25 protein-coding genes are annotated in these 26,108 nt (G+C 71.4%); 10 read left to right on the forward strand and 15 right to left on the reverse strand.

Annotated elements, in window-relative coordinates:
- The first annotated feature begins 5 nt into the window (after positions 1 to 5).
- Together ctaD and ACNJ93_RS28515 are read left to right on the forward strand one after the other, a co-directional pair.
- On the forward strand, positions 6 to 1,727 hold the full coding sequence (gene ctaD, locus ACNJ93_RS28510) for a cytochrome c oxidase subunit I (RefSeq protein WP_418960328.1): 1,722 nt from the start codon (positions 6 to 8) through the stop codon (positions 1,725 to 1,727).
- A 2-nt stretch (positions 1,728 to 1,729) separates the two neighbouring features.
- A complete protein-coding gene (locus ACNJ93_RS28515) occupies positions 1,730 to 2,164 on the forward strand; it encodes a hypothetical protein (protein ID WP_418960329.1) in 435 nt (144 codons plus the stop codon).
- Here ACNJ93_RS28515 and ACNJ93_RS28520 read toward each other — a convergent pair.
- Positions 2,056 to 2,586, reverse strand: a complete 531-nt coding sequence (locus ACNJ93_RS28520; protein ID WP_418960330.1) for an SPW repeat domain-containing protein — start codon at positions 2,584 to 2,586, stop codon at positions 2,056 to 2,058. The two genes, ACNJ93_RS28515 and ACNJ93_RS28520, sit on opposite strands and share 109 nt — an antisense overlap.
- 251 nt (positions 2,587 to 2,837) lie before the next feature.
- Positions 2,838 to 3,059, reverse strand: coding sequence for a hypothetical protein (locus ACNJ93_RS28525; protein ID WP_418960331.1), 222 nt, complete (start codon positions 3,057 to 3,059; stop codon positions 2,838 to 2,840).
- Between the two features lie 182 nt (positions 3,060 to 3,241).
- On the opposite strand from ACNJ93_RS28525, the gene ACNJ93_RS28530 reads away from it, so the two are divergent.
- Positions 3,242 to 3,631, forward strand: coding sequence for a hypothetical protein (locus ACNJ93_RS28530; RefSeq protein ID WP_418960332.1), 390 nt, complete (start codon positions 3,242 to 3,244; stop codon positions 3,629 to 3,631).
- A 167-nt stretch (positions 3,632 to 3,798) separates the two neighbouring features.
- On the forward strand, positions 3,799 to 4,971 hold the full coding sequence (locus ACNJ93_RS28535; RefSeq protein WP_418961558.1) for an FAD-dependent monooxygenase: 1,173 nt from the start codon (positions 3,799 to 3,801) through the stop codon (positions 4,969 to 4,971).
- A gap of 256 nt (positions 4,972 to 5,227) precedes the next feature.
- Here ACNJ93_RS28535 and ACNJ93_RS28540 read toward each other — a convergent pair whose 3' ends face one another.
- A complete protein-coding gene (locus tag ACNJ93_RS28540; RefSeq protein ID WP_418960333.1) occupies positions 5,228 to 5,680 on the reverse strand; it encodes an Lrp/AsnC family transcriptional regulator in 453 nt (150 codons plus the stop codon).
- A 244-nt stretch (positions 5,681 to 5,924) separates the two neighbouring features.
- Here ACNJ93_RS28540 and ACNJ93_RS28545 point away from each other — a divergent pair, with 244 nt between their 5' ends.
- The gene (locus ACNJ93_RS28545; RefSeq protein ID WP_418960334.1) at positions 5,925 to 7,547 is read left to right on the forward strand and encodes a protein kinase domain-containing protein; all 1,623 of its coding nucleotides are present in this window, start codon (positions 5,925 to 5,927) and stop codon (positions 7,545 to 7,547) included.
- Between the two features lie 70 nt (positions 7,548 to 7,617).
- Here ACNJ93_RS28545 and ACNJ93_RS28550 read toward each other — a convergent pair whose 3' ends face one another.
- Complete coding sequence (locus tag ACNJ93_RS28550) at positions 7,618 to 9,915, reverse strand: FdhF/YdeP family oxidoreductase (protein ID WP_418960335.1); 2,298 nt, start codon at positions 9,913 to 9,915, stop codon at positions 7,618 to 7,620.
- Positions 9,916 to 10,005: 90 nt separating this feature from the next.
- A complete protein-coding gene (locus ACNJ93_RS28555; RefSeq protein WP_418960336.1) occupies positions 10,006 to 10,524 on the reverse strand; it encodes an SRPBCC family protein in 519 nt (172 codons plus the stop codon).
- Between the two features lie 181 nt (positions 10,525 to 10,705).
- Here ACNJ93_RS28555 and ACNJ93_RS28560 point away from each other — a divergent pair, with 181 nt between their 5' ends.
- Positions 10,706 to 11,539, forward strand: a complete 834-nt coding sequence (locus tag ACNJ93_RS28560) for a DUF2785 domain-containing protein (RefSeq protein WP_418960337.1) — start codon at positions 10,706 to 10,708, stop codon at positions 11,537 to 11,539.
- Between the two features lie 212 nt (positions 11,540 to 11,751).
- Here ACNJ93_RS28560 and ACNJ93_RS28565 read toward each other — a convergent pair whose 3' ends face one another.
- Positions 11,752 to 12,723, reverse strand: a complete 972-nt coding sequence (locus tag ACNJ93_RS28565; RefSeq protein WP_418960338.1) for an MFS transporter — start codon at positions 12,721 to 12,723, stop codon at positions 11,752 to 11,754.
- A gap of 469 nt (positions 12,724 to 13,192) precedes the next feature.
- Here ACNJ93_RS28565 and ACNJ93_RS28570 point away from each other — a divergent pair, with 469 nt between their 5' ends.
- Both ACNJ93_RS28570 and ACNJ93_RS28575 read left to right on the forward strand, forming a co-directional pair.
- Positions 13,193 to 13,780, forward strand: a complete 588-nt coding sequence (locus tag ACNJ93_RS28570) for a hypothetical protein (protein WP_418960339.1) — start codon at positions 13,193 to 13,195, stop codon at positions 13,778 to 13,780.
- A 290-nt stretch (positions 13,781 to 14,070) separates the two neighbouring features.
- Positions 14,071 to 15,351 (forward strand): alpha/beta hydrolase family protein, encoded by a 1,281-nt coding sequence (locus tag ACNJ93_RS28575; protein ID WP_418960340.1) that lies wholly within the window; start codon positions 14,071 to 14,073, stop codon positions 15,349 to 15,351.
- 133 nt (positions 15,352 to 15,484) lie between these two features.
- Here the strand turns inward: ACNJ93_RS28575 and ACNJ93_RS28580 are convergent, their stop codons facing one another.
- Together ACNJ93_RS28580 and ACNJ93_RS28585 are read right to left on the reverse strand one after the other, a co-directional pair.
- Positions 15,485 to 15,973, reverse strand: coding sequence for a hypothetical protein (locus ACNJ93_RS28580; RefSeq protein WP_418960341.1), 489 nt, complete (start codon positions 15,971 to 15,973; stop codon positions 15,485 to 15,487).
- A 177-nt stretch (positions 15,974 to 16,150) separates the two neighbouring features.
- Complete coding sequence (locus tag ACNJ93_RS28585; protein WP_418960342.1) at positions 16,151 to 16,696, reverse strand: helix-turn-helix domain-containing protein; 546 nt, start codon at positions 16,694 to 16,696, stop codon at positions 16,151 to 16,153.
- 204 nt (positions 16,697 to 16,900) lie between these two features.
- On the opposite strand from ACNJ93_RS28585, the gene ACNJ93_RS28590 reads away from it, so the two are divergent.
- Both ACNJ93_RS28590 and ACNJ93_RS28595 read left to right on the forward strand, forming a co-directional pair.
- Positions 16,901 to 18,025 (forward strand): arylsulfotransferase family protein, encoded by a 1,125-nt coding sequence (locus ACNJ93_RS28590; protein ID WP_418960343.1) that lies wholly within the window; start codon positions 16,901 to 16,903, stop codon positions 18,023 to 18,025.
- The gene (locus ACNJ93_RS28595; protein WP_418960344.1) at positions 18,022 to 19,422 is read left to right on the forward strand and encodes a uracil-xanthine permease family protein; all 1,401 of its coding nucleotides are present in this window, start codon (positions 18,022 to 18,024) and stop codon (positions 19,420 to 19,422) included. Before ACNJ93_RS28590 ends, ACNJ93_RS28595 begins: the two co-directional genes overlap by 4 nt.
- Here ACNJ93_RS28595 and ACNJ93_RS28600 read toward each other — a convergent pair.
- The 7 genes from ACNJ93_RS28600 to ACNJ93_RS28630 form a co-directional block, all read right to left on the reverse strand.
- On the reverse strand, positions 19,413 to 19,961 hold the full coding sequence (locus tag ACNJ93_RS28600; protein ID WP_418960345.1) for a rhodanese-like domain-containing protein: 549 nt from the start codon (positions 19,959 to 19,961) through the stop codon (positions 19,413 to 19,415). The genes ACNJ93_RS28595 and ACNJ93_RS28600 overlap by 10 nt on opposite strands.
- A gap of 178 nt (positions 19,962 to 20,139) precedes the next feature.
- The gene (locus ACNJ93_RS28605; RefSeq protein ID WP_418960346.1) at positions 20,140 to 21,024 is read right to left on the reverse strand and encodes a DUF1684 domain-containing protein; all 885 of its coding nucleotides are present in this window, start codon (positions 21,022 to 21,024) and stop codon (positions 20,140 to 20,142) included.
- 467 nt (positions 21,025 to 21,491) lie between these two features.
- Positions 21,492 to 22,379, reverse strand: a complete 888-nt coding sequence (locus ACNJ93_RS28610; protein ID WP_418960347.1) for an ABC transporter permease — start codon at positions 22,377 to 22,379, stop codon at positions 21,492 to 21,494.
- Complete coding sequence (locus ACNJ93_RS28615; RefSeq protein WP_418960348.1) at positions 22,366 to 23,178, reverse strand: ABC transporter ATP-binding protein; 813 nt, start codon at positions 23,176 to 23,178, stop codon at positions 22,366 to 22,368. Before ACNJ93_RS28615 ends, ACNJ93_RS28610 begins: the two co-directional genes overlap by 14 nt.
- Positions 23,179 to 23,223: 45 nt before the next feature.
- Positions 23,224 to 24,330, reverse strand: a complete 1,107-nt coding sequence (locus ACNJ93_RS28620; RefSeq protein ID WP_418960349.1) for an aliphatic sulfonate ABC transporter substrate-binding protein — start codon at positions 24,328 to 24,330, stop codon at positions 23,224 to 23,226.
- Positions 24,331 to 24,562: 232 nt separating this feature from the next.
- Positions 24,563 to 24,664, reverse strand: a complete 102-nt coding sequence (locus tag ACNJ93_RS28625; RefSeq protein WP_418960350.1) for a putative leader peptide — start codon at positions 24,662 to 24,664, stop codon at positions 24,563 to 24,565.
- A gap of 141 nt (positions 24,665 to 24,805) precedes the next feature.
- Positions 24,806 to 26,020 (reverse strand): acyl-CoA dehydrogenase, encoded by a 1,215-nt coding sequence (locus ACNJ93_RS28630; RefSeq protein ID WP_418960351.1) that lies wholly within the window; start codon positions 26,018 to 26,020, stop codon positions 24,806 to 24,808.
- Between the last annotated feature and the right edge of the window lie 88 nt (positions 26,021 to 26,108).

The raw sequence follows: 26,108 nt of genomic DNA on the forward strand, positions 1-26,108 counted from the left end.
TCTTCATGGTCACATCCACGGAGCCGCCCACCCTCGTGCCCGTGAAGCGGAGGGGGTGGGGGAGAGTCGTCGTGGACTGGCTGACGACGACCGACCACAAGAAGATCGGGCATCTGTACCTGATCACGTCGTTCGTGTTCTTCCTGCTCGGAGGGCTGCTGGCGCTGGTGATCCGCGCGGAACTGGCCAGGCCGGGACTGCAGATCGTCTCGCCGGAGCAGTACAACCAGGCGTTCACGCTGCACGGGACGGTGATGCTGCTGCTCTTCGCCACTCCGACGTTCGCCGGCTTCGCCAACGCGATCATGCCGTTGCAGATCGGTTCTCCGGACGTGGCGTTCCCGCGATTGAACATGCTGTCGTACTGGCTGTTCCTCTTCGGCGGCCTGATCGCCTTCGGCGGCGTCTTCACCACGCAGGGGACCGCGGATTTCGGATGGACGGCATACACGCCGCTCAGCGGCGGGGAGCGCACCCCCTATGTCGGCGGCGACATGTGGATCATGGGGCTCGCGCTCGGCGGGTTCGGCACGATCCTGGGGGCGGTGAACTTCATCGCCACGATCATCTGCATGCGGGCTCCGGGCATGACGATGTTCCGCATGCCGATCTTCACCTGGAACGTCCTGCTGACGTCCGTGCTCGTCCTGTTGGCGTTCCCCGTGCTGGCGGCGGCCCTGTTCGCGCTCGAGGCGGACCGGAAGTTCGGGGCGCACATCTACGATCCGGAGAACGGAGGCGCCTTGTTGTGGCAGCACCTGTTCTGGTTCTTCGGTCACCCCGAGGTGTACATCATCGCGCTGCCGTTCTTCGGCATCGTCACGGAGATCTACCCGGTCTTCTCGCGCAAGCCGGTTTTCGGGTACGTGGGGCTCATCGGCGCGACGATCGCGATCGCCGGCCTGTCGGTGACGGTGTGGGCGCACCACATGTTCGCCACCGGCGCGGTGCTGCTGCCGTTCTTCTCCTTCATGACCTTCTTGATCGCGGTGCCGACGGGGGTGAAGTTCTTCAACTGGATCGGCACGATGTGGAAGGGGTCGCTGTCCTTCGAGACACCGATGCTGTGGTCGATCGGCTTCCTGGTGACCTTCCTTTTCGGCGGTCTGACCGGCATCATCCTCGCTTCGCCGCCGATGGACTTCCATGTCACCGACACCTATTTCGTCGTCGCGCATTTCCACTACGTCGTCTTCGGGACGGTCGTCTTCGCGATGTTCGCCGGGTTCTACTTCTGGTGGCCGAAGATGACCGGAACGATGCTCGACGAGCGCCTGGGCAAAATCCATTTCTGGACGCTGTTCATCGGCTTCCACGGCACGTTCCTCGTGCAGCACTGGCTCGGTGCCGAGGGCATGCCGCGGCGCTACGCGGACTACCTCGACGCCGACGGCTTCACCGCCTTGAACACGGTCTCCTCGATCGGCGCGTTCCTGCTGGGCATGTCGACCCTGCCGTTCTTCTACAACGTCTGGAAGACGGCCAAGACCGCTCCGCGCGTCACCGTCGACGACCCGTGGGGCTTCGGCCGTTCCCTGGAGTGGGCGACCTCGTGCCCTCCGCCGAGGCACAACTTCCTCACCCTCCCGCGCGTCCGCTCCGAGTCGCCGGCCTTCGACCTGCACCACCCGGCGCTGGCCGAACTGGACTTTGCGCGGGACCACCAGCGCGACGTCGTCGACGACAGCGCGGCGGTCCAGGGACCGGACCAGGGACGGAAGGGGTGACGATGCGCGGCCACCGGGACTCGGCCGGACCGACCGGCCCGCTGCCCCCCGGCACGGCGGCCGGATCGCGCGGTTCCGGCCCGCGCTCCTTCGCCGACGAGGCGGCCGCGGCGATCGCCGGGCTGGAGGGCTACCTGCTCGCCCACCAGGCCAGGACCGAGGCGGCCCAGGCCGGGGCCGCGTTCGCCCGCCGGTTCCCCTGGCTGGGACCTCAGGAGGAGGCGGAGATCGCCCGGGTGTTCGCGCAGGAACACCTGGCTCTACGGCGCCGGATGCTGCAGGCCGCCGCCGGGCGCGCGGAAGAGCTGCGCCGCGAGTACCGTCAGCGCTACGCCTGCCTGCGCCGACGCCTCGTCGCTTCCGTGCTGGGTCTGGTCGCGGGCGCGGCGGCGGTTCTGTCGGCCGTGCTGTCGGCCGTCGTCCGGGGCGCGGGCTGATCCGTCCGGCGGCTTCGGTCCATCCGCCAGACGAGCAAGGACAGCAGACTCGCGACGACCAGCACGCCCCCGGCCGCGAAGGCGAGCGTGCGGTCCACCGTGTGGACGGCGGTGTTCTGAAGGTCGAGGACGAAGGGGGAGACGATCAGCCACGCGCCGGCCAGGCCGACGACGAGGTCGGACAGGACACCGCCGCCCCGGTAGATCCGGCGGCCTGCGGTGAACGCGACGACGAGCCCGACCAGCATCTCGTTCATCTGGGCGTCCTTGGGCCCGGTCTGCGTCGCCAGCGGCATCACCAACAGCACCACCGCGACCAGCAGCATCACCAGACCCAGGATCTGGTCGTGCGCCCCTTGACGCAGGACGTGAGCCGGGTCGGTGACGCGCGGCCGCAGGCCCCGGTCGACATGAATGACCATGGCTGCTCATCTCCTCGTTTCTCCTGGCACTCCTGGCGTGGCCGCAGCCGGTCGGCGGGCCGAGGCGAAGTTCTCGCCTCGGCCCGCCGACTACCCCGACCCGGTCGGGCGACTCGTCCGACCCGCACACTCGGCCGTCGCGGGGCGAGCCGGTACCGGGAGCCGATGATCGCCGGGTGGAGGCGGTGTCGGCCCCGGACGAGGGGACCTCGTCCAGCGAGTCGGCGGACCGGCCGAACGGGGTCGCCTGATCACCACTCGGGGTGGACGTCGTGGCTGTCGTAGCGGGAGCCCGAGTCGGTGATCCATGGCCGGAAGCGGCCGGGTCCGGAGGCTTCCTGGGCATAGGTCACCGGTTCGCCGGTGTCGTCGGTGACGATGACGGCTCCGCCTTTCTGTGCGCAGCGCAGGGCGTGGGTCCAGTGCCGGCCGCGGTGGCCGGTGCGGTAGTCGGGGATCTTGCATTCAGCCATCGGGTTCTCACCGTGATGCCGTGACGTCGCGTGCCCGCCCGCACGGAACGGGCGGGCGTCGGCTGGTACCGAACATGCGGAGATACCCGTTCTGTGTAACTTTGAACTTCTTGGTTCCAGGATCGAGCGGACGGCTTCCGACTCCGCCCGTCCGAGCGATCACCGCGGCGACGGGAGAAACGATGCCGTCGAGCGCCACAGTTCTCCTCTACAGCAGCAACGCCGGCACTCGGGCGCAGGTTCGGCTGGCGATCGGCCGCAGGCCGGCGTCCGACGTCCCGCCCGTCGCGTTCGTCGAGTGCGCCACGCCTGCCGCCGTCCTGCGGTCGCTGGCCGCCGGCCGCATCGACGTGTGCGTGCTGGACGGAGAGGCGGTCCCCCTCGGCGGCATGGGCGTGTGCCGGCAGATCAAGAACGAGGTCTTTCGGTGCCCACCGGTCCTCATCCTGATCGCCCGCCCGCAGGACGCCTGGCTGGCCGCCTGGAGCCACGCCGACGCCGTGACGACCCTGCCCGTGGAACCGGCGGAACTCGCTGCCTCCCTCGCCGCACTGCTCCGCGCGCCACGTTAGAGGCCGGCGCCGCGGGCCCGGGTCCGGCAACTCGACCTCGGACGGCCCTGGTTCGGCCTCGGTACGTACGATGCCGCAGTCGATGTCGCAGGCCGGGACGTGGCCCGGCCGGCGACAGCGGGTGCCTGGACGAAGGGATCGGTTTCGTGCGGAGACGTCGCGTGGTCGTGGTCGGAGCGGGAATCGGCGGTCTCACCGCTGCGGTGGCACTGCATCGCCGTGGGTGGCACGTGACCGTCTGCGAAACCGCCGCCGAGCCTCCCGCCACGGGTGCCGGCATCGGCCTCGCCCCCAACGCGCTGCGCGCTCTCCGCTCCATCGGTGTCGACGTCACCCCGACCACAGGCAGTGCCGTGCCGGCGACGATGGGGGTGCGCCGCTCCGACGGCCGCTGGCTCGTCCGGACCGCGACCGCCGACCTGGCGGCGCGTTACGGGACGCCTCCGATCGCCGTCCCGCGCCCGGCCCTCGCCGTGGCTCTGTCCGCCGCCCTGCCGGCAGAGGCACTTCGCTACGGCACCGCCGTGACCGCCGTCGACGACGCCGAGGGCCGACCGGTCCTGCGTACCAGATCCGGCCCGGACCTTTCAGCCGATCTGGTCGTCGCCGCCGACGGGATCCACAGCCCGCTGCGCCGTGCGTACTTCCCTGCGCATCCGGGACTGCACTACCTGGGCGAGACCTCCTGGCGGGCCCTTGTGGACGCCCCGGACCTGGGGATTCAGGCCATGAGCGAGACCTGGGGGCGCGGTGAGCGGTTCGGGGTGACCCCGCTGTCCGACGGCCGGTTCTACCTCTACGCCACGGCGGCCGTTCCGGCCGGTACCCGGTCCGCCGACTCCCGTGCCGAACTACGTCGTCGCTTCGGCTCCTGGCACGACCCGATTCCGGCCCTCCTGGACCGCATCGATCGTCTCGCCCCCGCCGAAGTCCTGCGGCACGACCTCTACGAGCTGGCCGCGCCGCTGCCCCGCCTGCACCACGGCCGGATCGCCTGGCTCGGCGATGCCGCCCACGCGATGGCTCCCAACCTCGGCCAGGGCGGCTGTCAGGCCATCGAGGACGCGGTGGTCCTCGCCCACCTGCTGCCCGGCGGGGACGGAGACGACGCCCCGGACGGAATCGGGACGGCCCTCGCCGCGTACACGGCAGCCCGACGAGCCCGCACCGACGCCGTGCGCGTCCGCGCCCGCCGGGTCGGCCGCATGGGCGCTCTCCGGCACCCGCTCGCCGTGGCGGCCCGCGATCTCGCGGTACGCGCCACCCCCGACCGGCTGGCCCTGCGCGGCCTGGACGACCTGTTCGACTTCCGCCACCAGGCCGTCGGGTTCGCCGACTGACACCCAGGGGCGGGGGAAGTGCGCGACCGGATCGCAGCGGGTTCGTCTCCCCATGCGCCGGGCGGTGTGCAGGAAGAGATCCGGCGCGGGCTTGCCGCGGGCCACCTTGCCCGCGCGGGGGTGAGCGGCCGGCCGGGCTTCGATCTGCGGGCGTACCGCCAGACGTTCGGTGCCGACCAGGACGCCGTCGCAGTCGAAGATCACGAGTTCTGTGGCCTGATGGTCTCTCCGGGGAGGGCACCGGCGTGGGCGGGGATCACGTCTGGTCATCGGATCGTGGGGAGAGCGGCCGCTCGAAGAAGGTCTCCAGGACGACCGTGGCCTGTGTTCCGCTGACCCCGTCGATGGCGTAGATCCGGCGCAGCACGTCCTGCAGTTGCTCGGTGGTCCCGGTCCTGACCTTCACCAGGACCGAGGCGCTGCCGGCGATGACGTGCGCCTCCAGGATCTCGGGGAGCGCGGCGAAGTCCCGCGCCGAATCGCCCATCCAGGACGTCGAGTCGACCATCACGTAGGCCAGGACGGCGCTGCCCACGGCGGCCGGGTCCACGTCGACGGTGGTGCGCCGGATGACGCCGCGCTCCCGCAGCTTCCGCACCCGCTCATGGGCGGCGCCGGCGGACAGGCCGACGGCCTGCCCGAGTGCGGCGTAGGACTGGGTGGCGTCCTGCTGGAGCTCGGCCAGCAGCGCCCGGTCGATCTGATCCACAACTCTCCGTCCCGTACACGCTGTTCGCGCCAGGATCTCATCCTGCACCCTGCGCCATGGGTCGATCCCTATTCGGCCGGCGCAAGCGGCGGGTGGTGCCCGGCCCCCGGACCCTGACGGCCCGCGCGGCGGAGGCGGTGGGGGTGGCCCGCCGGCAGGGCCGGCTCCGAGCGGCCGTCCCGTCGCACGTCGGTGCGGGCCCGTGATCAACTGGGCGTTGATCGAGTATTCGTTGGGGGGATCCATGGAAGAAGCGGCCTCGGTGTTCCAGCCGTTGCGGGCGGACGATCCGCGTCTGGTGGGCGGCTACCGTCTCGCGGCCCGGCTCGGTGCGGGCGGCATGGGCCGGGTCTATCTGTCGCACACGCCGGGCGGACGACCGGTGGCGCTCAAGGTGGTGCGGCCCGAACTGGCTGACGACCCGGTCTTCCGGAAGCGGTTCCGCCGGGAGATCGGGGCGGCCCGGCGGGTCAAGGGCGCGTACACCGCGGAGCTGATCGACGCCGACGCCGACGGAGTCCTGCCCTGGCTGGCCACGCTGTACGTCCCCGGCCCCTCCCTGGCGGAGGTCGTCGCCCGGCACGGCCCGCTGCCCGTGCCCGCCGTGCTGTGGATGCTGGCGGGGGTGGCCGAAGCCCTGGAGGCCATCCACGGCGAGGGGATCGTGCACCGCGATCTCAAGCCCTCGAACGTCCTGCTGGCCCCCGACGGACCGCGAGTGATCGACTTCGGTGTCTCCCTGGCCGCTGACGCCACCTCGCACACGGTCACCGGCGCGGTCATCGGGACGCCCACCTTCATGGCTCCCGAGCAGGCCTCCGGGGGCGATGTGACGCCGGCGACCGACGTGTTCGCGCTCGGCCAGACGGCGGCGTTCGCGGCGCTGGGGGAACCGCTGTACGGGGAGGGCGCCTCGGCGGCCGGCGTGCTGTACAGGATCGTGCACGACGAGCCCGACCTGTCCGGACTGCCCGAGCCGCTCCGCCCGTTGATCGCCCGCTGTCTGGCCGCCGATCCGGAGGCACGGCCCACCCCGGCGGAGGTCGTCGACCGCTGTCGGCGGCTGCTGGGGCCGGACTCCGACGGCGGCGGGGCTCCGGCCGTCTGGCAGGAGCTGCGGGGCCCGGACGTACCGATCCCGGCTCCGGTGGCCCACCCCACCCCCGTGTCCACGCAGGCGCTGTTCGCCCCGCCGCAGCCTGCCGGGCCCGCGGGTCTCGCGCGGCCCACGATCCCCGGCGGTCAGCGGGATCGCCGACGCCGTACCGCGCTGATCACGACGGTCGCCGTCGCGGCGGCGCTGCTGCTCGTCGCGGGGCTGGTGGGAACGGTCGTGGACGTGGCGGACCGGCTCTTCGAGCGGCGCGCGGCGGCGGCCTCGACCTCCGGCCCGGCCGCGTCCCCGGGGTCGTCGTCCCCCGACGTACGCGCGTCCACGCCGACGCCCACGCCCCAGCGCGCCTCGTCCAGCCCCGAACCGCCGGAGGCCACGCTCTACCCCACCCTGTGGCTGGGCATCGAGAACTCGATGGACCTGACCGAGCCGATCCAGCCGATGGGCCGGCAGGACCGCAAGGGAGACATCAGGCTCAACTGTGAGGAGGGCTGCATGCTCAAGGGCCGCAGCAGCGTGATGACCCTGCTGCCGGGCAAGCAGCGCGGCACGTACGCGACATGCCGCGCCGCCCTCGACCGCGGCGCGCGGCGCGACCTTCCGTTGGCCAAGGCGTCGGACGGCAGCTCGATCTGCGTCCGGCTGACGACCGGGGACATCGCCCTGCTCGTGATCCAGACGAAGTCGACGGCGCTGCCGCAACTGGCCTTCGTGACCACGGAACTGCGGATCTGGCGCGTCGCCCAGGGCTGAGGACGCCGGCCGGCTGTGCGAGGGGCTGGTGGTCTGAGGCACGTCCTTCGGCGGAGGGCACGTGATCGGGTCATTCCGCGCCGGCGCCGGCGGGTTCCAGGCGGACGACGATGCTCTTGGCGGTCGGCTGGTTGCTGGTCTCGGCCACGCTGTCCAGCGGCAGCAGGACGTTGGTCTCCGGGTAGTACGCGGCGGCGCAGCCGGCGGTCGTCGGGTACGGGACGACCTCGAAGTCCTTCGCGCGGCGTTCGGTGCCGTTCCACACGCTCACCAGGTCGACTCGCTGACCCTGCGACAGCCCGAGCCGGGACACGTCCTGAGGGCTCACCAGGACCACGTGGCGGCTCCCGTGGATCCCCCTGTATCGGTCGTTCTCCGTGTAGGGCACGGTGTTCCACTGGTCGTGGGAGCGCAGCGTCTGCAGCAGCAGGTGGCCTTCGGGGACCTGGGGCATCTCCCAGTCGTTGCAGGTGAACAGGGCCTTGCCGACCGGGGTGGGGTAGACCCCTTCGTTGACGGGGTTGGGCAGCCGGATGCCGCCGGGGCGGGCCACCCGCCGATTGAAGTTCTGGAAGCCCGGTACGACGCGTGAGATCCGGTCGCGGATCGTCCCGTAGTCCGCTTCGAACTCGTTCCACGGAATGGCGGTCCTGCCGTCAAGGGTCCGGTCGGCGAGCCGGCACAGGATGGCGACCTCGCTGAGCAGGACCTTGGAGGCCGGGTCCAGGCGTCCGTGGGAGGAGTGCACCTCGCTCATCGAGTTCTCCACGGTGACGAACTGCTCGCCCGTGGCCTGGACGTCCAGCTCGGTGCGGCCCAGGGCGGGCAGGATGAGCGCGGTCCGGCCGCAGACCGTGTGGGACCTGTTGAGCTTGGTGGAGATGTGCGCGGTCAGGCGGCACTTCCGCATGGCGTCCTCGGTGACCTCGCTGTCCGGGGCCGCCCGGACGAAGTTTCCCGCGGCGCCGAGGAAGACCTTGATGCGGCCCTCGCGCATCGCCTTGATCGAGTTCACGGAGTCGAGTCCGTGGGTGCGAGGCGGTTCGAAACCGAACTCGTCCCGCAGGGCGTCGAGGAAGGAGTCCGGCATCTGCTCCCAGACGCCCATCGTGCGGTCGCCCTGGACGTTGCTGTGCCCGCGCACCGGGCAGGCTCCCGCTCCCGCCTTGCCGAGATTCCCGCGCAGCAGGAGGAAGTTCACGATCTCCCTGATGGTGGGGACGCCGTGCCTCTGCTGTGTCACGCCCATCGCCCAGCAGACGATGACGCGTTCACTGCGCAGGACCTCGTCCCGTACGTTCTCGATCTGGTCGCGGGTCAGTCCCGTCGCGGTGAGGATGTCGTCCCAGGCGACGCCTCGGGCGTGTTCGGCGAACTCCTCGAAGCCGCTGGTGTCGGCGCGGATGAAGTCGTGGTCGAGCACCGTGCCCGGCCGGGCGTCCTCCGCCTCCACAAGGAGCCGGTTCACGCCCTGGAACAGCGCGAGGTCGCCACCGCTGCGGATGTGGAGGAACAGGTCGGCGATCCGGACACCGCGGCCGATCACCCCGCGCGCCTTCTGCGGGTTCTTGAAACGCAGCAGCCCCGCCTCCGGCAGGGTGTTCACCGCGATGATGCGCGCGCCGTTCAGCTTGGCCTGCTCCAGTGCCGAGAGCTGACGGGGGTGGTTGGTTCCGGGGTTCTGTCCGACCACGAAGATCAGGTCGGCGTGGTGGATGTCCTCCAGGCTCACCGTCCCTTTGCCGGTGCCCAGGGTCTCGTGCAGCGCGAAGCCGCTGGATTCGTGGCACAGGTTGCTGCAGTCGGGCAGGTTGTTCGTGCCGAATGCCCTGGCGAAGAGCTGCAGGACGAACGCGGCCTCGTTGCTGACCCGGCCCGAGGTGTAGAAGACCGCTTCGTCGGGGGAGTCCAGTGCCTTGAGCTCGTCCGCCAGCAGCCCGATGGCGTCGTGCCAGCTGATCGGCTCGTAGTGGTCCGCATCGGGACGCTTGACCATCGGCTCGGTGAGCCTGCCCTGCTGGTTGAGCCACAGATCGGACCGTCGGCTGAGTTCGGAGACCGGATACCGGCGGAAGAAGTCAGCGGTGATGCGCCGAGTCGTCGCCTCGTCGTTGATGTGCTTGGCACCGTTCTCGCAGTACTCGTTCAGATGCCTGTGGCCGGGGGCCGGATCCGCCCAGGCGCAGCCGGGGCAGTCGATTCCGCCCACCTGGTTGATGGACAGCAGCGTCACACCGGTTCGCCTGACCGAGGTCTCGTCGAGGGAGTACTCCAGCGCATGGGTCACCGCCGGCACGCCGGCCGCCCACGTCTTGGGCGGAGTGACGGTCAGGTGCTCTTCCGGCTCGTGGCTCGGTGGCTTCTTCATCCGGAGTGTCTCTCGCTCTCGTGCTCTGTCGCTCTCGTGCTCTGTCGGGCCTCGTGCTCTCGAGCAGTCGGGTCGGTCCGCTCTGTCGGGTCAGCCGACCGGCCAGTGGGGGACCCGGCTTCTGGGAGGCTCCGCTTCCATGGGCTCGACGTGCCCGCCGCGGATGGTGCCCCGCCAGGCCCCGCCCTCCTGTCCCAGCCCCTCGATGAACTCCTTGAAGTTGCCGAGCTCGGCGCGGATCACCCGACGCAGGAACCCGGAGGCATGGACGAGGCGATCTGTGACGCCCTGGGGGGCGACGCTGATGCGCACGAGAACCGCCGTACGACCCGACGTCGTCGGGCGGAACGACACCTCGCCACGGTGGCCGGCACGTCGGCCGAGGCTCCGCCATACGACGATCGAGTCCGGGACCTGATCCACGACCTCGGCCTCGAACTCGTGTCGCACCGGACCGAACCCGATCACCCAGCGGGTGAGATTCGGCCGGATCTGCTCGACGCTCCGCACCGAGGACATGAATCGCGGAAAGCTCTTGAACTGTGTCCACTGGTTGTAGGCGGTGCTCACCGGCACGGCGACTTCGATCGTCTCCTCGACGGTACTCACGGCCCCACCTGGCTTCGGGCGCTCCATTTCCCCAGTCTCACCGCTCGTGGCGTGGCTCGCGACCGGGCGGAGGGCGCTGTGGGAGCGTTCGGTCACTCACGGTAGGCGCGCACCGATGCCCCACAGTGTCCGTGCGGAAAACGGATTGACGGGCGCGAGGGCATTCGTCGAACGTGCTGCGGTGACGAAGATCCACGACCTGTCCCAGGTCGACACGGCCCGCTGGCAGACCCTGTACGCCAACGGTTGCGCGGTACCGGACGACGCGGACATCCCCGCACTGACCCTCGAGCTGGCCCACGCCCTGCGGCACCCGGACCCGGAGATCCGGGACGGTGCGCCGTACGTCGTGCTGCGGACGTGGATCCAGCGCGACGTGATCGCCGGGGCGTTGCGCGCCCGGCTCGGCGCGATGATGGCGGAGCGCTTCGCGGCACCCGAGATCCAGGCCCGGACCTTCGCCCCCCTCGTCCTCGACATGATCGTCGGACGCGGTGACTTCGAGAGCACGTGGCTGACCGCGTTCTGCGCGTGGTACCCGGCGGAGACCGACCTGCGGGGTCACGACCCGGAGCTGGGCTGGCTGCACGCGGTCGCCCATGGGGCGGACCTGCTGGGCGCGTTCGGTCTCCACCCGTCGGTGGACCCCACCACCATGCTGGCCCTCGCGGCCGACCGGCTGCTGGCCCCGACCGATCAGCTCTTCGGCCAGCAGGAGGACGACCGCCTGGCCCAGGCCGTCGCGCGCACGCTGACCCGGCCGGAGCTGACCGAGGCGGAGGCGACCGGCTGGCTGACGCCGGTCGAGACCGCCTTCGCCGCCGGTCCGCCGGCCGGTGTGCCCACCACGGCGGCACACATCTCCAACGCCATGAGGACACTGCGCATGCTGTACCTCCTGGCCGACGTCGGCGTACGGACGACACCGGCCGGTCCCGTCGTACGCCCCCGGTACGCCGAGCCGCTGAAGCGGCGGCTCGTACAGGTGCTGGACCTGGTGTTCCAGACGCACTGAATGCCTCCCCTCCGCGGGGGGACCGTGAGCGGGGGAGGAGCCTGACGGCGACTCATGGATCACCGAGCGCCGGTAGGCGACAAGAGGCAGACGACAGGAAGGCGGCTCCGCGCCGGTACGAGCCTCGGCGGCCTACTTCGGATCGCCTCCTTCCTGGACGTGCCGCAGCCACGGCGGAGTCCGGTGCACCGTTGGCCGTAGGGCCCCCGCGGTTACTTCGGCTGTGCGCCCTGGCCACGGGTCCGCACCAGGAGAGCAGCGGTGGTGAGCGCCGTCACGGCGCAGGGGAGGGCGAAGGCAGCGGTCATCGCGGCGGGGGTGTCCGGTAGCAGGATCACGGCTGTCAGCTCACTGCCTACGGCTGTCCCCAAGTTCCGCAAGCAGGACATTGACGCCGGCAGCGGCCGCGCTGTCCCGGCCCGGTACGGAACGTACCGTGAGAGGCCTGCGGTGAGCAGGGCGGGCGAGCAGTGCGCGCGCAGATCGATCAGCGGGTGGCGGCAGCGCAGCTCGTGGCGGGCCCATGCCGCTGCACCGAGGAGTCCCGCGGCGCTCAGCCCGAGGACGGCGGGAGAGGTCCAGCCCCAGCGGCCGCCTTGTGCGCAGGAGAGCAGCAGCGCGGTCAGCCACAGGGCCAACCCGATGGCACCGGCCAGGTCGAGGCTGCGGTCGCCGGCCCGGGCCGGGGGAAGGTCCGGCGGGACGGTGAAGCGGACACCGGCCAGGGCCGGCACGCTGAGGGCGAGTGGAAGCAGGGACAGGGCCGCCGGGCCGCCGAGGGAGATCAGCGGTCCCCCGAGTACCCAGCCGCCGGCCGCCCCGAGGCCGGTGACGGTGGAGAGCAGGCTGATGGCGGCGGAGGCGCGCTCGGGGGATTCGAGACTGCGGACGAGGGCGAAAGCCAAGGGCAGGGCCGCCGTGCCGATACCGGCCAGAGTCCGGCCGATCACAAGGGCAGTGAGGGTGTCTGCGGCTGCAGCCAGGGCGAGCCCCGCGCTGCCGGTTCCGAGGACGATGGTGAGCACTCTGCGGCGCCCGTACAGGTCCCCGAGCCGGCCGGCGAGCACGGTGGCCAGAGCGGAAGCGAGGGTGAAGGCGGTCGTCGCCCAGGTCGTGGCCGGTCCGGAGGTGTGGAACGCAGTGGAGAGGGCGGGAGTACGGGCATCAGCAGCGACATGGACCACGCGTACGTGAAGACCGCTGTCAGCAGCGCGGCTGTGCGGATCCGGCGGCGCAGCGGGCGGCGGCCGCAGTTTGCGACAACAGACGTTCCTCGATGCGCGGTTGACAGAGGGGCAACCGGTGCCGAGGGGCGCGCTGTGTACGCGCGGAGAGCTGTGGCTCCGGGAGGAAGCCGGTCCGCGCGGCAACGATCGGCTGCACACGGGGATCGACCACCAGTAACGATGATCATCGAGAAGCGTTGCAGGTATATGTATTGCGCATGAAGGAGTGCCGAGGGCCTGCTCGCCACCCCGGACCCGGGACTCGACCCACGTGGGACGCCGCAACATCGGACCACGCCCCCGACCGGCCCGGTTCGCGTGCCCTGCCACGAACGACGGCTTCGATGCGAACGCGATGTCGGTGGGCCGCCGCAATTGTCGGTGGCAGGACGTACGGTGCGGAGGCACGAGTACGGGAGGGGAGATCATGGGCGACTGGTTCCAGACGATCGTCGACACCGAGGCCACGCCGGAGGAGGCGCAGGGGCTCGCGGCGAGCATCCTCGATTGGCTGATCGCGGATGGCTTCGTCTCGGCGGAACGTACCGACTGCGTCCTCGGGGCTGACGCGGGGCACGCGCCAGGGGCGCATTACGGTGAAGCCGTCGAGGACCCGGACCCCGAGCTGATCAATGTGTGGAGCAACGGCCTGCACGTCACCGTAGGGCGTACGGTCTTCGACGCCGGGCAGGGAGAACCCTCGGCCGTCACCTGCCCGCACTGTGCGGCGGAGACGCCCCTCGTCGACGAGTACTGGTCGCTCATCGAGGAGGGATGGGCCCGGTTCAGGGACGCAGTGGGTTCCTGGGCCGAGGGTGAAGACGAGCCCGTCGCGTGTCCGTCCTGCGGCCGAACGGCTCCCGTGCACACATGGCTCTGGGCCGACGACCACTTCGCGTTCGGGCATCTCGGCTTCACGTTCTGGAACTGGCCCGGACTGCGCCCCGAGTTCGTCGCGGAGTTCTCGCGCCGTCTCGGCGGCCACCGCACCGTTCTGCTCGGAGGCAAGCTCTGACAGGGCATGAAGAGTGGCACCGTTGGTCAATGTGTGACGACGCCGCTGTCCTGGCGGACCGAGGTCATCCGCAAGCTGCCTCCTCTACCCTCAGTGCGCCGACCGGGGTGGCCGTCGTCCATGGACGCCTCCGGGGCGGTGCTCCGCTTCGGACGCCACCCGCCCCGCCCGACCCTTTCCCAACTGCGGATGTCAGCCCGGAAGTCGATGCGAGGCCATCCCTGGGGACGAGGCGGTACGGGACCGGGGGCTGACGCGGGCCCACCGACCCGGCGGGCAAGCTGCACGGCATGGCTCACCTCATCAGGGCGGCCGCAGCCGCCGCACTCACCCTGTCGCTGTCTTCGCCGCTGGTCCTCGCAGGCCCGGCCGCCGCCTCCGGAACCCTGAGGCCCGCCGCCGCCTCCGGAACCCTGAGGCCCACCGACTCCCCGGCACCTGCCGGCCCGCTCGCCGCGCCCTCCCCGCTCCCCGGGGCCGCGCCGCAGGAGGTCTCCGTGCGGCGGGCCGTGGCCGGGCCGGAGCTGCCCCGCCCGACCGGTCGCTGGGCGGTGGGCCGTTCCGTCCTCCACCTCGTCGACCGCTCGCGCCCCGACCCCTGGGTGCCGAGTGCCGACGGGCGGGAGCTGATGGTCACCGTCCACTATCCGGCCGCCCGCCCCGGTACGGGCCGGCCGGCGCCGTACGCGAGCACCGACGAGGTCCAGGCCATGCTGGACGGCTACGGACTGAGCGACTCGATCCCCGCGGCGGAACTCGCCGCGATGCGCACGCACTCCCGCACCGACGCCCGACCCGCTCCCGGCCGGTATCCGCTCGTCGTGCTCTCACCGGGCTTCACGGTCTCGCGCTACACCCTCACCGCCCTGGCCGAGGACCTGGCCAGCCGCGGCTACGTCGTGGCCTCGGTGGACCACGCGTACGAGTCCCTGGGCATCCGGACCCCTGACGGCCGCCTGCTCGGCTGCGAGTCGTGCGGACCCATCAGCGAGGGACAGGTGCCGGAGAGCAGGATCACGTCGGGTCGTGCGCAGGACGTCTCGTACGTGCTCGACCGCCTGACGGGACGCCATGCGGCGTGGAAGTACGCACGGACGACCATCGACCGCAAGCGGGTGGGCATGGCCGGTCACTCCATCGGCGGTGCGAGCGCGGCGACGGCGATGGCGGCCGACGGGCGGGTGCGCGCGGGCGTGAACATGGACGGGGCGTTCTACGGCGAGCTGCCGCAGGACGGCATGGGCGGGCGGCCGTTCATGCTGCTGGGCACGGACGACGAGATGCACCGGCCCGGCGGGAAGGACCACACCTGGGACGCCGCCTGGGACCGGTTCGGCGGCTGGAAGCGCTGGCTCACCGTCGCCGGTTCCGACCATTTCACCTTCTCCGACGCGCCCGTGTTCCTCGACCACTTCGGCGTGCCGCGGGCCCCGCTCCCGGCGGACCGGGCGCTCAAGGCCACCCGGGCGTACGTGGCGGCCTTCTTCGACCTGCATCTGAAGGGCGTCGAGCAGCCCCTGCTGGACGGTCCGTCGTCGGCCCACCCCGAGGTCGTGTTCCACAACCCGTGAGCGGACCCGAGCGCGCAACGCCTCGTCCCGGGCGCCCGGACGCCGGACGCCCGGACGCCCCGACCGAGGTCGTGCCCCTTGCGGGGCACTCGTTCGGCCCGTTGCCAGTCCGCGAGGGGCGTTGCCGCCGCTGTCACGCGACGCGGTCCGTGGTGGTGCGCCGCGTGAAGTCCATGTGCCAGTTGGTGATCCACGTCTGCCCGTTGTCGAGGGAGAACGCCTGCTCCCAGTGGGCGCGGTCGGTGGTGATGCCGGACCAGATGAAGCGCGCCTTGACCTTGCGGCCGTCGTGTTCGTCGTCGCCGTGGAAGACGCCGGTGCCGTCCGCGCCGAAGCTGCCGGTGACGGGCGGGAAGAGGGTGCCGGTGCGCTTGCTGGCCCAGTACAGCGACCATTGCGCGGTCGCCGGGTCGAACAGCCGCAGGGTCAGCCCGGCGAAGCCCTTGGTCGGAAACTCGATCTCGTCGAAGCTGGCGGCGCCGTCGAAGTGGCAGGAGGCGCGGGTGATGCCGGGAAACTCCTCCCAGCGGTCGTCACCCTCGGTCGGGTCGAGGAAGTCCTTGCGCCAGCGGTTGGCGACGTCGTAGGTGCCGGTGAAGAACGCGAAGTCGTTGTTCGTCATGCCGCAGACGCTAGGACGGGTCCCCTGACATCTTGTGTCAGGGAACGGTCACCTGCGCCCCTGGACGTCTCAGCCCCGCCGACCCCAGCCCGACGCGCGGCACCGGCAAGCGGCAACGGTGGAGCGCCGCACCCGGGAGCTGCACGGCCCGGTGGGCGCGGTGGCGGCACGGCCGCGTCAGGACTCCAGTACCTCCACGTGGTCGCCGATCGCGACCACCAGGACCCGCGAGCCGGGTTCGGTGGAGCGCCAGCGGTGGCGGACACCGCCGGACAGCAGCAGGGTGTCCCCGCGTCCGAGGCGGTGGATCCGGCCGTCGGCCTCCACCTCCACCGAGCCGTCCGCCACGTACATCAGCTCGTCGTTGCGGTGCCGGAACTCGCGGTCCGCCTCGTGCTCGCCGAGGAACTCCAGCGCGTGAAGCTGGTGGCGACCGCGTACCACCGGCCGGACGCGCGCTTCCCGGTCGAGGCCGGTGTCGTCGCCGGCGCGCACCACGTCGACCGTGCGTGTCTCGTCCGAGGCGGCGAGCAGCTGCACCGCCGTGGTGCCGAGAGCGTCCGCGATCCGCTGCAGCGAACGCATGCTGGGGCGCGCCCGGTCGTTCTCGATCTGGCTGAGGAACGGGGAGGAGAGCCCGCTGCGCCCCGCCACGTCGGCGAGCGTCAGGTCGAGCGCCCGTCGCCGGCGGCGTACGGCGGCACCCACCCGAGGTGTGTTCACGGCCTCCACGGATCCGTCCTGCCCTTCCCCGCCCCGAGGCGCCGTTCTCCCTCGCTGACGGCGCCTCACGGCACCTTACGCGGCTCGCGGCAGGAACCCGGAGACGGTTTCGTACTCCCGACACACGCCCGTCACACCACGCTCCTACTGTCAAAGTCGGTTGTTCTCATCAAAGAAAGTTTGAAACGAGTGAGGAGCTCCGACGTGCCCCCGATCGACCAGAACTCACGCCGCCGACGTCCCACCGGCCTGATCGCCCTCGACGAGACGGCCGTGTTCGACGGCTACACCCTGTTCGCCCCGCTCACCGGCACCGGCGAGGTCTACCTCGTCGACATCCACGGCCGTACCGTCCACCGCTGGGACCTGCCCTACCGCCCCGGCAGGCACGCCCGGCTGCTCGCCGACGGAACCCTCGCCTACAACGGCGTCCTCCCGGGCGAGCAGGCCCTCTTCCCGATGTGGCACAAGTACCGGGGCGGCGTCATGCTCCGGAGCGCGCCCGACGGCACCGTGCTGCGGGAGCACCGCGACGCCCTCCAGCACCACGACGCCCATCACCTCGACGACGGCCGCATCCTCTACACCGCCCTCGAACGGCTCACGGGCGCGGACGCGGCGGCGGTACGGGGCGGTGTGCCCGGCTCCGAAGCGGCAGGCGGCGTGGTCTGGGCCGACACCATCCGGGAAGTCGGCCCGGACGGCGAACTCCTGTGGTCCTGGCGCGCCGCGGAGCACCTCGACCGCGAGGAGTTCCCGCTGCACGAGGCATACGCCCGCGATCACTGGCCCCTGATCAACAGCGTCACGCCCCTGCGGGACGGCAACATCCTCGCCAGCCTGCGCAGTGTCTCCGCCGTCGTCGTCATCAGCCGCGACACGGGCGAGATCCTCTGGCGCAGCCGCCCCGGCACGGTCAGCCAGCAGCACGCCCCCACCGAACTGGACGACGGCCGGCTCCTGGTCTTCGACAACGGCGTCTTCCGGCCCGGCCACGATGTGCCGTACTCCCGCGTCATCGAGATCGACCGGGCCGGCGGGGACGTCATGTGGGAGTACCACGACCCGGCCCGCGAGTTCTTCTTCGCGCCGTTCATGGGCTCCGCGCAGCGCCTGCCGAACGGGAACACCCTGGTCACCGACTCCCCGTCCGGGCGCCTGTTCGAGGTGACGAAGGACGGCTACCTGTGCTGGGAGTACGTCGTCCCGTACTTCGCCGGCTACGCCGAGAGCGAGGTCCGGGGCCTGTTCCCGTCCCAGCCCAACGCCGTCTTCCGCGCCTACCGTTACGCCGCCGCCGACATCCCGTGGCTGGAGGCGACGGCATGACGACCGTCCAGTCCGCTACGGCCGGCCACGCCCCCGAAGCTGGCGACGCCTCCGAAGCCGGCGATGCCCCCGAAGCCGTCGACGCACGGGTACCGTTGCGGCGACTCGCGCCCCTCGCCGCCCAGCACGTCCTGGCGATGATCGCCGCCCCGGTCTCCACCGTCTTCCTCGTCGCCGGCACCCTGAGGCTGCCGCCCGGGACGACGGCCTCGCTGCTCAGCGCCGTCCTCCTGCTCTGCGGAGCGGGCGCGCTGCTCCAGTCCCTCGGGGTGTGGCGGATCGGCGGCCGTCTCCCGTTCGTCATGCTGCCCGGCGGCGCCGCGACCGCGCTCTTCCTCCAGATCGCCCAGGAACACGGAGCGCCGACCGCCACCGGCGCGGTCCTCCTCGCTGCGGCTCTCCTCCTGGCCGTACTGCCGTTGTACGCCCGGGTCGTACGGCTCTTCCCGCCCCTCGTCATGGGCGTGACCGTGCTGCTCATCGGGGTCGCGATGATCCGGGTCGCCGCCCGGCTCGTCACCGGCCCGGACGGCACGGGCGAGCCTCGCGCCGTGCTTCTCGCCGCGCTCACGGTCGCCGCCACCGTGGCCGCGTACGTGCTGCTGCGCGGCGTCTGGCGTCAGACGGCCGTCCTCATCGGGATGGCGGTGGGATCCGCCGTGGCGGTGACGACCGGCCTCGGGGCCTTCGCCCCCGCGGCCGTGAGCGGTTTCGCGCTGCCCGCGTTGCTGCCTTTCGGAACCCCGCGGTTCGACGTGCTCGCAGCCCTTCCGCTGCTCGTGTTCAGCCTCACCACGCTGGCCGAGATCACCGGACAGACCGTGCTCAACAGCGAGACCGTCGGCCGGACTCCGGCGCCCGAGCGGGACGTTCCGCGCGTCGCCCGCGCCGACGCCCTGGTCTCTCTGGCCGGCGGACTGTTCGGTACGTCCCTCATGGTCACCAGCGCCGAGAACATCGGCATCGGCCGGCTCACCGGGGTCCGCAGCCGTTTCGTGACCGCCGGGGCCGGAGTGCTCCTGGTCGTGCTGGGCCTGGCCACACCCGTGTCCCGGGCGCTGGCCGGGATACCCGAGGCCGTCGTGGGCGGCTCCGCCCTCGTCGTCTACGCCGTCATCGCCGTGATGGGCGTCGAGATGCTCCGCCGGGCCGACCTGTCCGGTACGGGCACGGGCTCGCTGACCGCCGCGCTCGCGCTCACCATGGGGCTGCTGCCGCTGCTCAGCCCGGACCTGTACGCGGGGTTCCCCGCCTGGGCCCGTACGATCCTGGGCAGCGGCGTCGTCGCAGGCACCCTGACGGCGGTCCTCCTCACCGTACTGCTCGGCCGGTTCGGCCCTGGGAGCCGTCGCACAGAGGACGACCGTGCCGGAAAGGCCGGCGCGACTCACCCCTGAGGTGCCGCGCCCCGCCGGTTGAAGGGAAGCCGGCCGAGGACCACCGCCATGCCGCAGGTGTCGGTGAGCGCCGAGAACACCAGGCCCCCGGCGACCCCCGCCGACAGCAGCTGGAACGCCGGATGCACGAGCAGACCCAGGGCCAGGCCGAGCAGCACCAGGACGCCGGCGGTGAAGCGGACTTGACGCTCCATTCCCCAGACGCTGCGTACGGGACCGGGCGGGTGCTCGAGCCGGTGACCGGCGGCGGCCCAGGCCCGGGTACCACCGGCGAGGCCGGCCGCCGCGATCCCGTGGGAGGCCAGGACCGCGACGCCCTTCTCGGAGCGGGCGCCGGAGGCGCACACCAGGAGCAGCGGTCCGCTCTCGGCGGCGCTCCGCAGCTCCGCGAGGCTGGCCTCGACGCGCTCCAGGGGAACGTTGACGGCGCCCGGCAGGTGGCCGGAGGCGAACTCGCCGGGGGTCCGGACGTCGATCACGTTCAGCGCGGCCAGCCTCGGTTCTGCCTCATCGACGCTGAGGATGCTGGAAATACTCATGTGGAACCTGCCTTGCCGGAGAGGGGGACGGCCCCGTACCACCCGCACGGAGCCGTCATCGGATGCTAGGTGTCGCCGGGTGTTCCGCAGGGGAGGCGGACGGAATCGCCACGGGGTCGCCATGACGCCGTCATACCGAGGCGACAAGCCCGGCCGATGCCGCCGCCCGCAGGCCCCGTCAGGCGACCGGGCCGCGCTCGCGGGGGATCCGCTCACCGGCCTCGATCGCGACGGGCAGCCGGTTCTCGGCCGGCGGCAGCGGGCACGTCGCGAAGTCGGTATAGGCGCAGGGCAGGTTGGTGGCGCGGTTGAAGTCGAGCACCACCGTGCCGTCGGGCCCGGGCGCGGCCACCCCGAGCTGCCGGTTGGCCGCGTACGTGGTGACGCCCGACGTCTCGTCGGTGAACAGCACCGTGAGGGTCCCGGGTGCGTTTCCGTTGAACGCGGTCAGGCTCAACTCCTGTCCGTCCAAGTGGAAGACGACGCGGCCAGGTGCGTCGTACACATGCCGAAGACCCTCGACGGCGGCGCCGACCGTGGTCGGCCGCGGCTCGTCGAAGGCTTCGTAGCGGCCCGTGACCACCCAGCGCGGATCGGGCGCGTACGCGGGAGTGCCCGTGAACGCGACCCGCAGCGGGTGGTCGGGGTGCCGCGGCCGGACCACGTCGTGGCCGCCGCGCTTGGCGACCTCGATCACGGTGTCGCCCCACACGGCGTGGATGCCGCCGCGCTCCGGAACGACGCCGAAGAGGTGCCGCCCGCGTACCGCCTCGCCGTCGACGACGAACTCCGTCCCGTCTGCGAGCTCCACGACGACGCCTTCGGGTCCGGTCGACCAGGTCCCCGGCACGCCGGGGAAGTTCTGAGGCTCGGCGGTCAGCCAGTGCAGACCGGTGACCGCGAGGAAGCCGTGCTCCGAGGCGAGCCGGGCGTCCTTGTCCCGGTGCCACTCCTGCCACTCCGCGGCGAAGACCTCCGGATCGGGAACGTCGGTGGCGGTGGCACGGCCGTCATGGTGGCCGGCAACGGCTTCGCGGGCGTCGGGGATGTCATGGACGCTCATGGGTCTCCTCCTGGTGCAGGGGTCGGTGGGGTTGTGCGTGGTCCCGTCTCCCGTGGCCAGAGGCAGGAAGCCCCAAGGGGTGCGGGAGGGCAGGCGGAACGGACCACGGCGCAGAACGAGGCCGTCGGAGAGGCGCGCAGGCCGCCCTTCGGGGCAGGCGCATCGGTGTCCGGACGCCGGGACGGGCCCTCGGTGTCAGCCGGAACAGGCCATGGTCGTGACGCGCACGTAGTCCACGTGTCGACGCATCACGAGCAGGCTCATGGGTTCAGGAGAACACAACTCCGGTGCGCCGCACCAGGGTGCCTGCATGGCGAGGACAGGGTGCTGGTAGCAGCGATGACGGGCGAGCCCGACCGCGCGGACGACGCTCCCACGGCGAACGCCAAATGGGGCGGAGCGCGGCGTACACAGGGGCGTGAGGTCGTTGTCGGTGGCCCTGGTGGCATCGTCCCTGAGGGACGGGCTCAGCCCTTCACCAGCAGGCCGCGGCGGCGCAGCACCGTGCGCTCCACGGGGCTGAAGATCAACAGGTCGATGGCGACACCGACGAGCAGGATCAGGATGATGGCCAGGAAGATGCCGGGCATGTCGAAGTTGTTGCGGCCGTTCTCCAACAACTGGCCCAGGCCCAGACCGAGGTCGGGGGAGGAGGCGATGATCTCCGCGGCCATCAGGGAGCGCCAGGAGAACGCCCAGCCCTGCTTCAGCCCGGCCAGGTAACCGGGGAGTGCGGCCGGCATGACGATGTGCCAGGCGCCCTTGAGCCCGGTCGCGCCGAGGGTCTTGCCCGCACGGAGGAAGAGCGGGGGTACCTGGTCGACGCCCGCGACCAGGCCGTTGGCGATCGAGGGGACCGCGCCGAGCAGGATCACCGCGTACATCATGGAGTCGTTGAGACCGAGCCACAGCACCGCCGGGGCCACCCAGGCGACCGACGGCAGCGACTGCAGACCGGACAGGATCGGGCCGATCGCGGTGCGCACCACGCCCACCCGCGCGACGAGCAGGCCGAGCGGCGTACCGATGGCGAGTGCGAGCAGGAAGCCGAGCAGGGCCCGGGAGACGCTCGTCCACAGGATGTCGAGGAGTGTCCCCTCACGCCACATTGTGGTCAGGCTGTCCCAGACAGCGGACGGCGCGGGCAGCTTGCCCTCGTCGGCGACGTTCAGGGTCACGAGTAGCTGCCACACCGCCACCACGAGCACGACGGCCAGGACCGGTGGCAGGACCTTCTTCAGCAGCACCTCGCGCACCGGCGTGCGGCGGATCTGCACGCTGTCCAGCGCGTCGAGCCCGGCCTCCAGGCCCGCGAGGTCGTCGCCCTTGACGGCGGTGGTCTCAGTGCTGGCCATGACGGCGGATCTCCCCACGCAGTTCTTCGGTGATCTCGACGGACAGTTCCGCCACGGCGGCGTCCTCGATACGGCGCGGCTGCGGGATGTCGATCGTCCACTCGCGGGCGATCCGGCCCGGCCGGGACGACAGCAGCACCACGCGCTCGGCCAGCCGCACGGCCTCGCGCACGTTGTGGGTGACGAACAGGACCGACAGGTTCGTCTCCCGCCAGATCCGGGTCAGCTCGTCGTGCAGCACGTCCCGGGTGATGGCGTCCAGCGCCGCGAACGGCTCGTCCATCAGGAGGAGTCGGGAGTCCTGGGCAAGCGCCCGCGCGAGCGCCACGCGTTGGCGCATGCCGCCGGACAGCTCGTGGACCCGCTTGCCGTACGAGCCGCCGAGCCGGACCAGTTCGAGCAGCCGCTCGGCCTCGGGGCGGCGCTCCGCCTTGGGGACGCCGCGCAGTTTCAGCGCGAGCTCGATGTTCTTGCCCGCGGTGAGCCAGGGGAACAGGGCGTGCTCCTGGAACATCAGGGCCGGCCGGCCGCCCGGGGTCTCGATGGACCCCGCGGACGGCCGGTCGAGCCCGGCGACCAGGTTGAGCAGGGTGGACTTGCCGCAGCCCGAGGCCCCCAGGAGGGTGACGAACTCGCCGGGCGCGACATCGAGCGTGATGTCGTCGAGGACGAGCTGTCCGCCCGTGGGGCCGCCGAAGGACTTCGAGACGTGCTCGATCCGGGTGGCGTGGGTCACCGCCGTACGGCTCTGATCCTGGTCCTCGTCCTCGGCTTCGGCGATCGGAGTGGCCGTGGCCATGGTTGTCACCTCTCCTGGGAGTTCGGGCTGCTTTGGGCTCGGGCCCTACTTCGCGCCGAGACCGGCGTCGGCGACCTCCGGCTTGCCCGCGGCCTTGAGCACCTTGTTCAGCAGGGTGAGGTCGTAGATGCCCGTAAGCTCGGGCTTCTTCAGCAGGCCGGCGTCCACCGCGTGGTTCGCCTGAGCCTGGAGGGTGGCGGCGAGCGGGTCGTCGGTGATGGTGATGGACGGCCAGGCGGCGTCGATCACCTTGGCCGAGAGCGGCTTGCCGGTCTCCTTCTTCAGAGCCGCGTTCACGGACTCCTTGGCCTTGTCCGGGTTGGCGGTGATCCACGCGTTGGTCTTCACCGTGCCGCGCAGCACGGCTTCGACGACGTCCGGGTGCTCCTTGAGGAACGCCTGCCGCACGATGATGTTCGTGATCACGAACTTCTTGTCCGGCCACAGGTCGGACTCGTCGAGCAGTACCTTCGCGCCCTCGCTGACCAGCTTCGAAGCGGTCGGCTCGGGTACCCAGGCCCCGTCGATGGAACCGGCCTTGTAGGCGTCCGGGGTCACCTTGTTGTCCGTACGCAGCACGGAGACGTCACCCTTGCCGGACTGCGAGTCGACCTTCCAGCCCTTCTCGGAGACCCAGTGCAGGAACGCGACGTCCTGCGTGTTGCCGAGCTGCGGGGTCGCGATCCGCTTGCCCTTGACGTCGTCCAGGGTCTTGATCTTCTCCGGGTTGACCACGAGCTTCACACCGCCCGAGGCGGATCCGGAGACGATCCTCAGATTCTTGCCCTTGGACTTGGTGTAGCCGTTGATCGCGGGCGAGGGGCCGATGAAGCCGATGTCGATCGAGCCGGCGTTCAGCGCCTCGATCTCGGACGGTCCGGCGTTGAAGGTCGAGGGCTTGATCGTGGTGCCGCCGAGCTCCTTTTGGAGCAGACCCTCCTCGACACCCACGAGAGCGGTGGCGTGGGTGAGGTTGGGGAAGTACCCGATCCGCACCTCTCCGGCGGAGAGCTTCTTGGCGTCGGCCGCGACCTTGGGCTGCTCGTCGTCCTTGGTCGCCTCGGAGCCGTAGCCGCAGGCGGTGAGCAGGAGGGGAAGCGCCGCTATGGCGGCGATGGTGCGCAGGGCGGTGAGTGGTCTGGCGGCAGACACGAGGGTGTCCTTTCACGGAATGGGTTTCACGGAAGTGCGGTGGTGCGGGGATACGCGGCGCGACGCCCTCGGGGCGGACGCCGGACCGCCGTGCAGGGACGGGATCGCCGTACAGGGACGGGCCGCGCCTCACACGGTCTGCGTATGTTCGGTCCGGGTCCGGGTCCGGGTGCGGACGGCGGTGGCGCTGACGGTGCTCCCCGGGGCGGGGAGACGGAACCGGTGAACGGCCTCAGAGAGGCAGACAGATGGCGCTGGACGTGCGGCCGAGGTCGATGTGCCGGCGGGAGGTGAGGAAGGGGAGCGAGTCGCCTGCCTGCTTCAGCGTGCGCACGGCTACCACCCCCTCTCGCAATCCCTAGTTTTCCTACCTGGCTGATAGGCATACTGGCAGAGGCGAGTTTCGGCCCCAAGAGGCATTTCGCATGGTGGACGCTCCCTTTTCGCTTTCTGAGACGCCGCAGGTCAGCTCGGGTCAGACCAGGTCAGGACAGACGCCCGTGCTCGCCGTCGCCGGCCGACGGCCGTTCAGGAAGTGGTCGCCGATGGCGCGCAGGCGGTGGGCGGCCGGGTGGTGGGCTGTCAGAGTGCGGGCATTGCGCCAGAAGCGGTCCAGGCCAGGGGCGTCCGCGAGCTCCAGGACCCGGGTGGTGATGTGCAGGGCCGCCCTCGTCGTGACGGTCTCGGCCATGGCCACAAGCGCGTCGACGGCCGCCGGGTCCTCGGGGTCGAGCTCCGCTCCGGCGCTCAGAGCGAGGGTCATGGCGTCCGTCGCCCTCTCGACCACGGCGGCGGCCGTCTGGGCGGTGGAGGCGAGTTCGCCGTACGTGAGGAGCAGGTCGGGGTCGTCGCCGGGCGGTCCTGAGGTGCGGCTGTTCAAGCCGAGGTCGCGCGCTTCGGCGAGAGCGCCCTCGGCGGTGCCCAGGCCGACATGGCACAGGGCGAGGCGGAGCGCGGGGTCGGCGAGTGCGGTGAAGGGTGCGGTCGACTCCTCGTCCTGTGGCCGGAGTCCCAGTACTTGTCGAGGGGTGACGACGACCCCGTCCATGACGACCGCACCCGCGCCGGCGGCGCGCAGGCCGAGACGGTCGGGGGCCGGTTCGGTGATCACTCCCTCGGCGTCGGCGGGGATCCGCACGACGAGCGCGTCTCCCGTCACGACGCAGACGGCGTCCACCAGGAACTGGTCGGCGACGGTCACCGCGGTGGCCACTGGGCGGCGTCCGTGCAGGACGTAGCCCGCGTCGAGCGGGGTCAGGGTGAGGTCCGGTCCGCCGGTGTCGTGGGCGGATCCGGGGACGCGGACGGTCCCGGCCCAGAGCCACTGCTCGCGGGCCGCCTCCTCTTCGAGGGCGGTCGCGCTGTGGTGCGACGCGTAGAAGCGGCCGCCCCAGGCGTGCGCGTAATGGTGGGCGAGCACTTCGCCGAGGGAGCTGTCCGCCGCGGCGACCTCCCGTATGACGGCGCATCCGGTGCGCCAGTCCGCCCCGCCCGGCGAGGACGGGGTGAGGGCGGCCAGCAGGCCGGCCTCGCGCAGCCGGGCCGTCTCGTCGCCAGGTGGCTCGCCCGCTCGATCACGGTCGATCGCGTCCGTGGCGAGGTCGTCCGCCACGTCGCGGGCGATGCGCAGGAGTGCGTGCCGACGCTCGCCGGCGGACGGCGGGAGGGGCGCGGCCGCTGTCGTCGGCATGCCGCTCACTGGCACGCCCGGGGGGTCGGGTGTGTGGCGGTGGCGCGATGGCGGGCGGTCTTGGTCATGTGCGCTACTCCCGTGGTTC

The sequence above is a fragment of the Streptomyces tritici genome, assembly GCF_048500665.1.
Taxonomy (GTDB): Bacteria; Actinomycetota; Actinomycetes; order Streptomycetales; family Streptomycetaceae; genus Streptomyces; species Streptomyces tritici.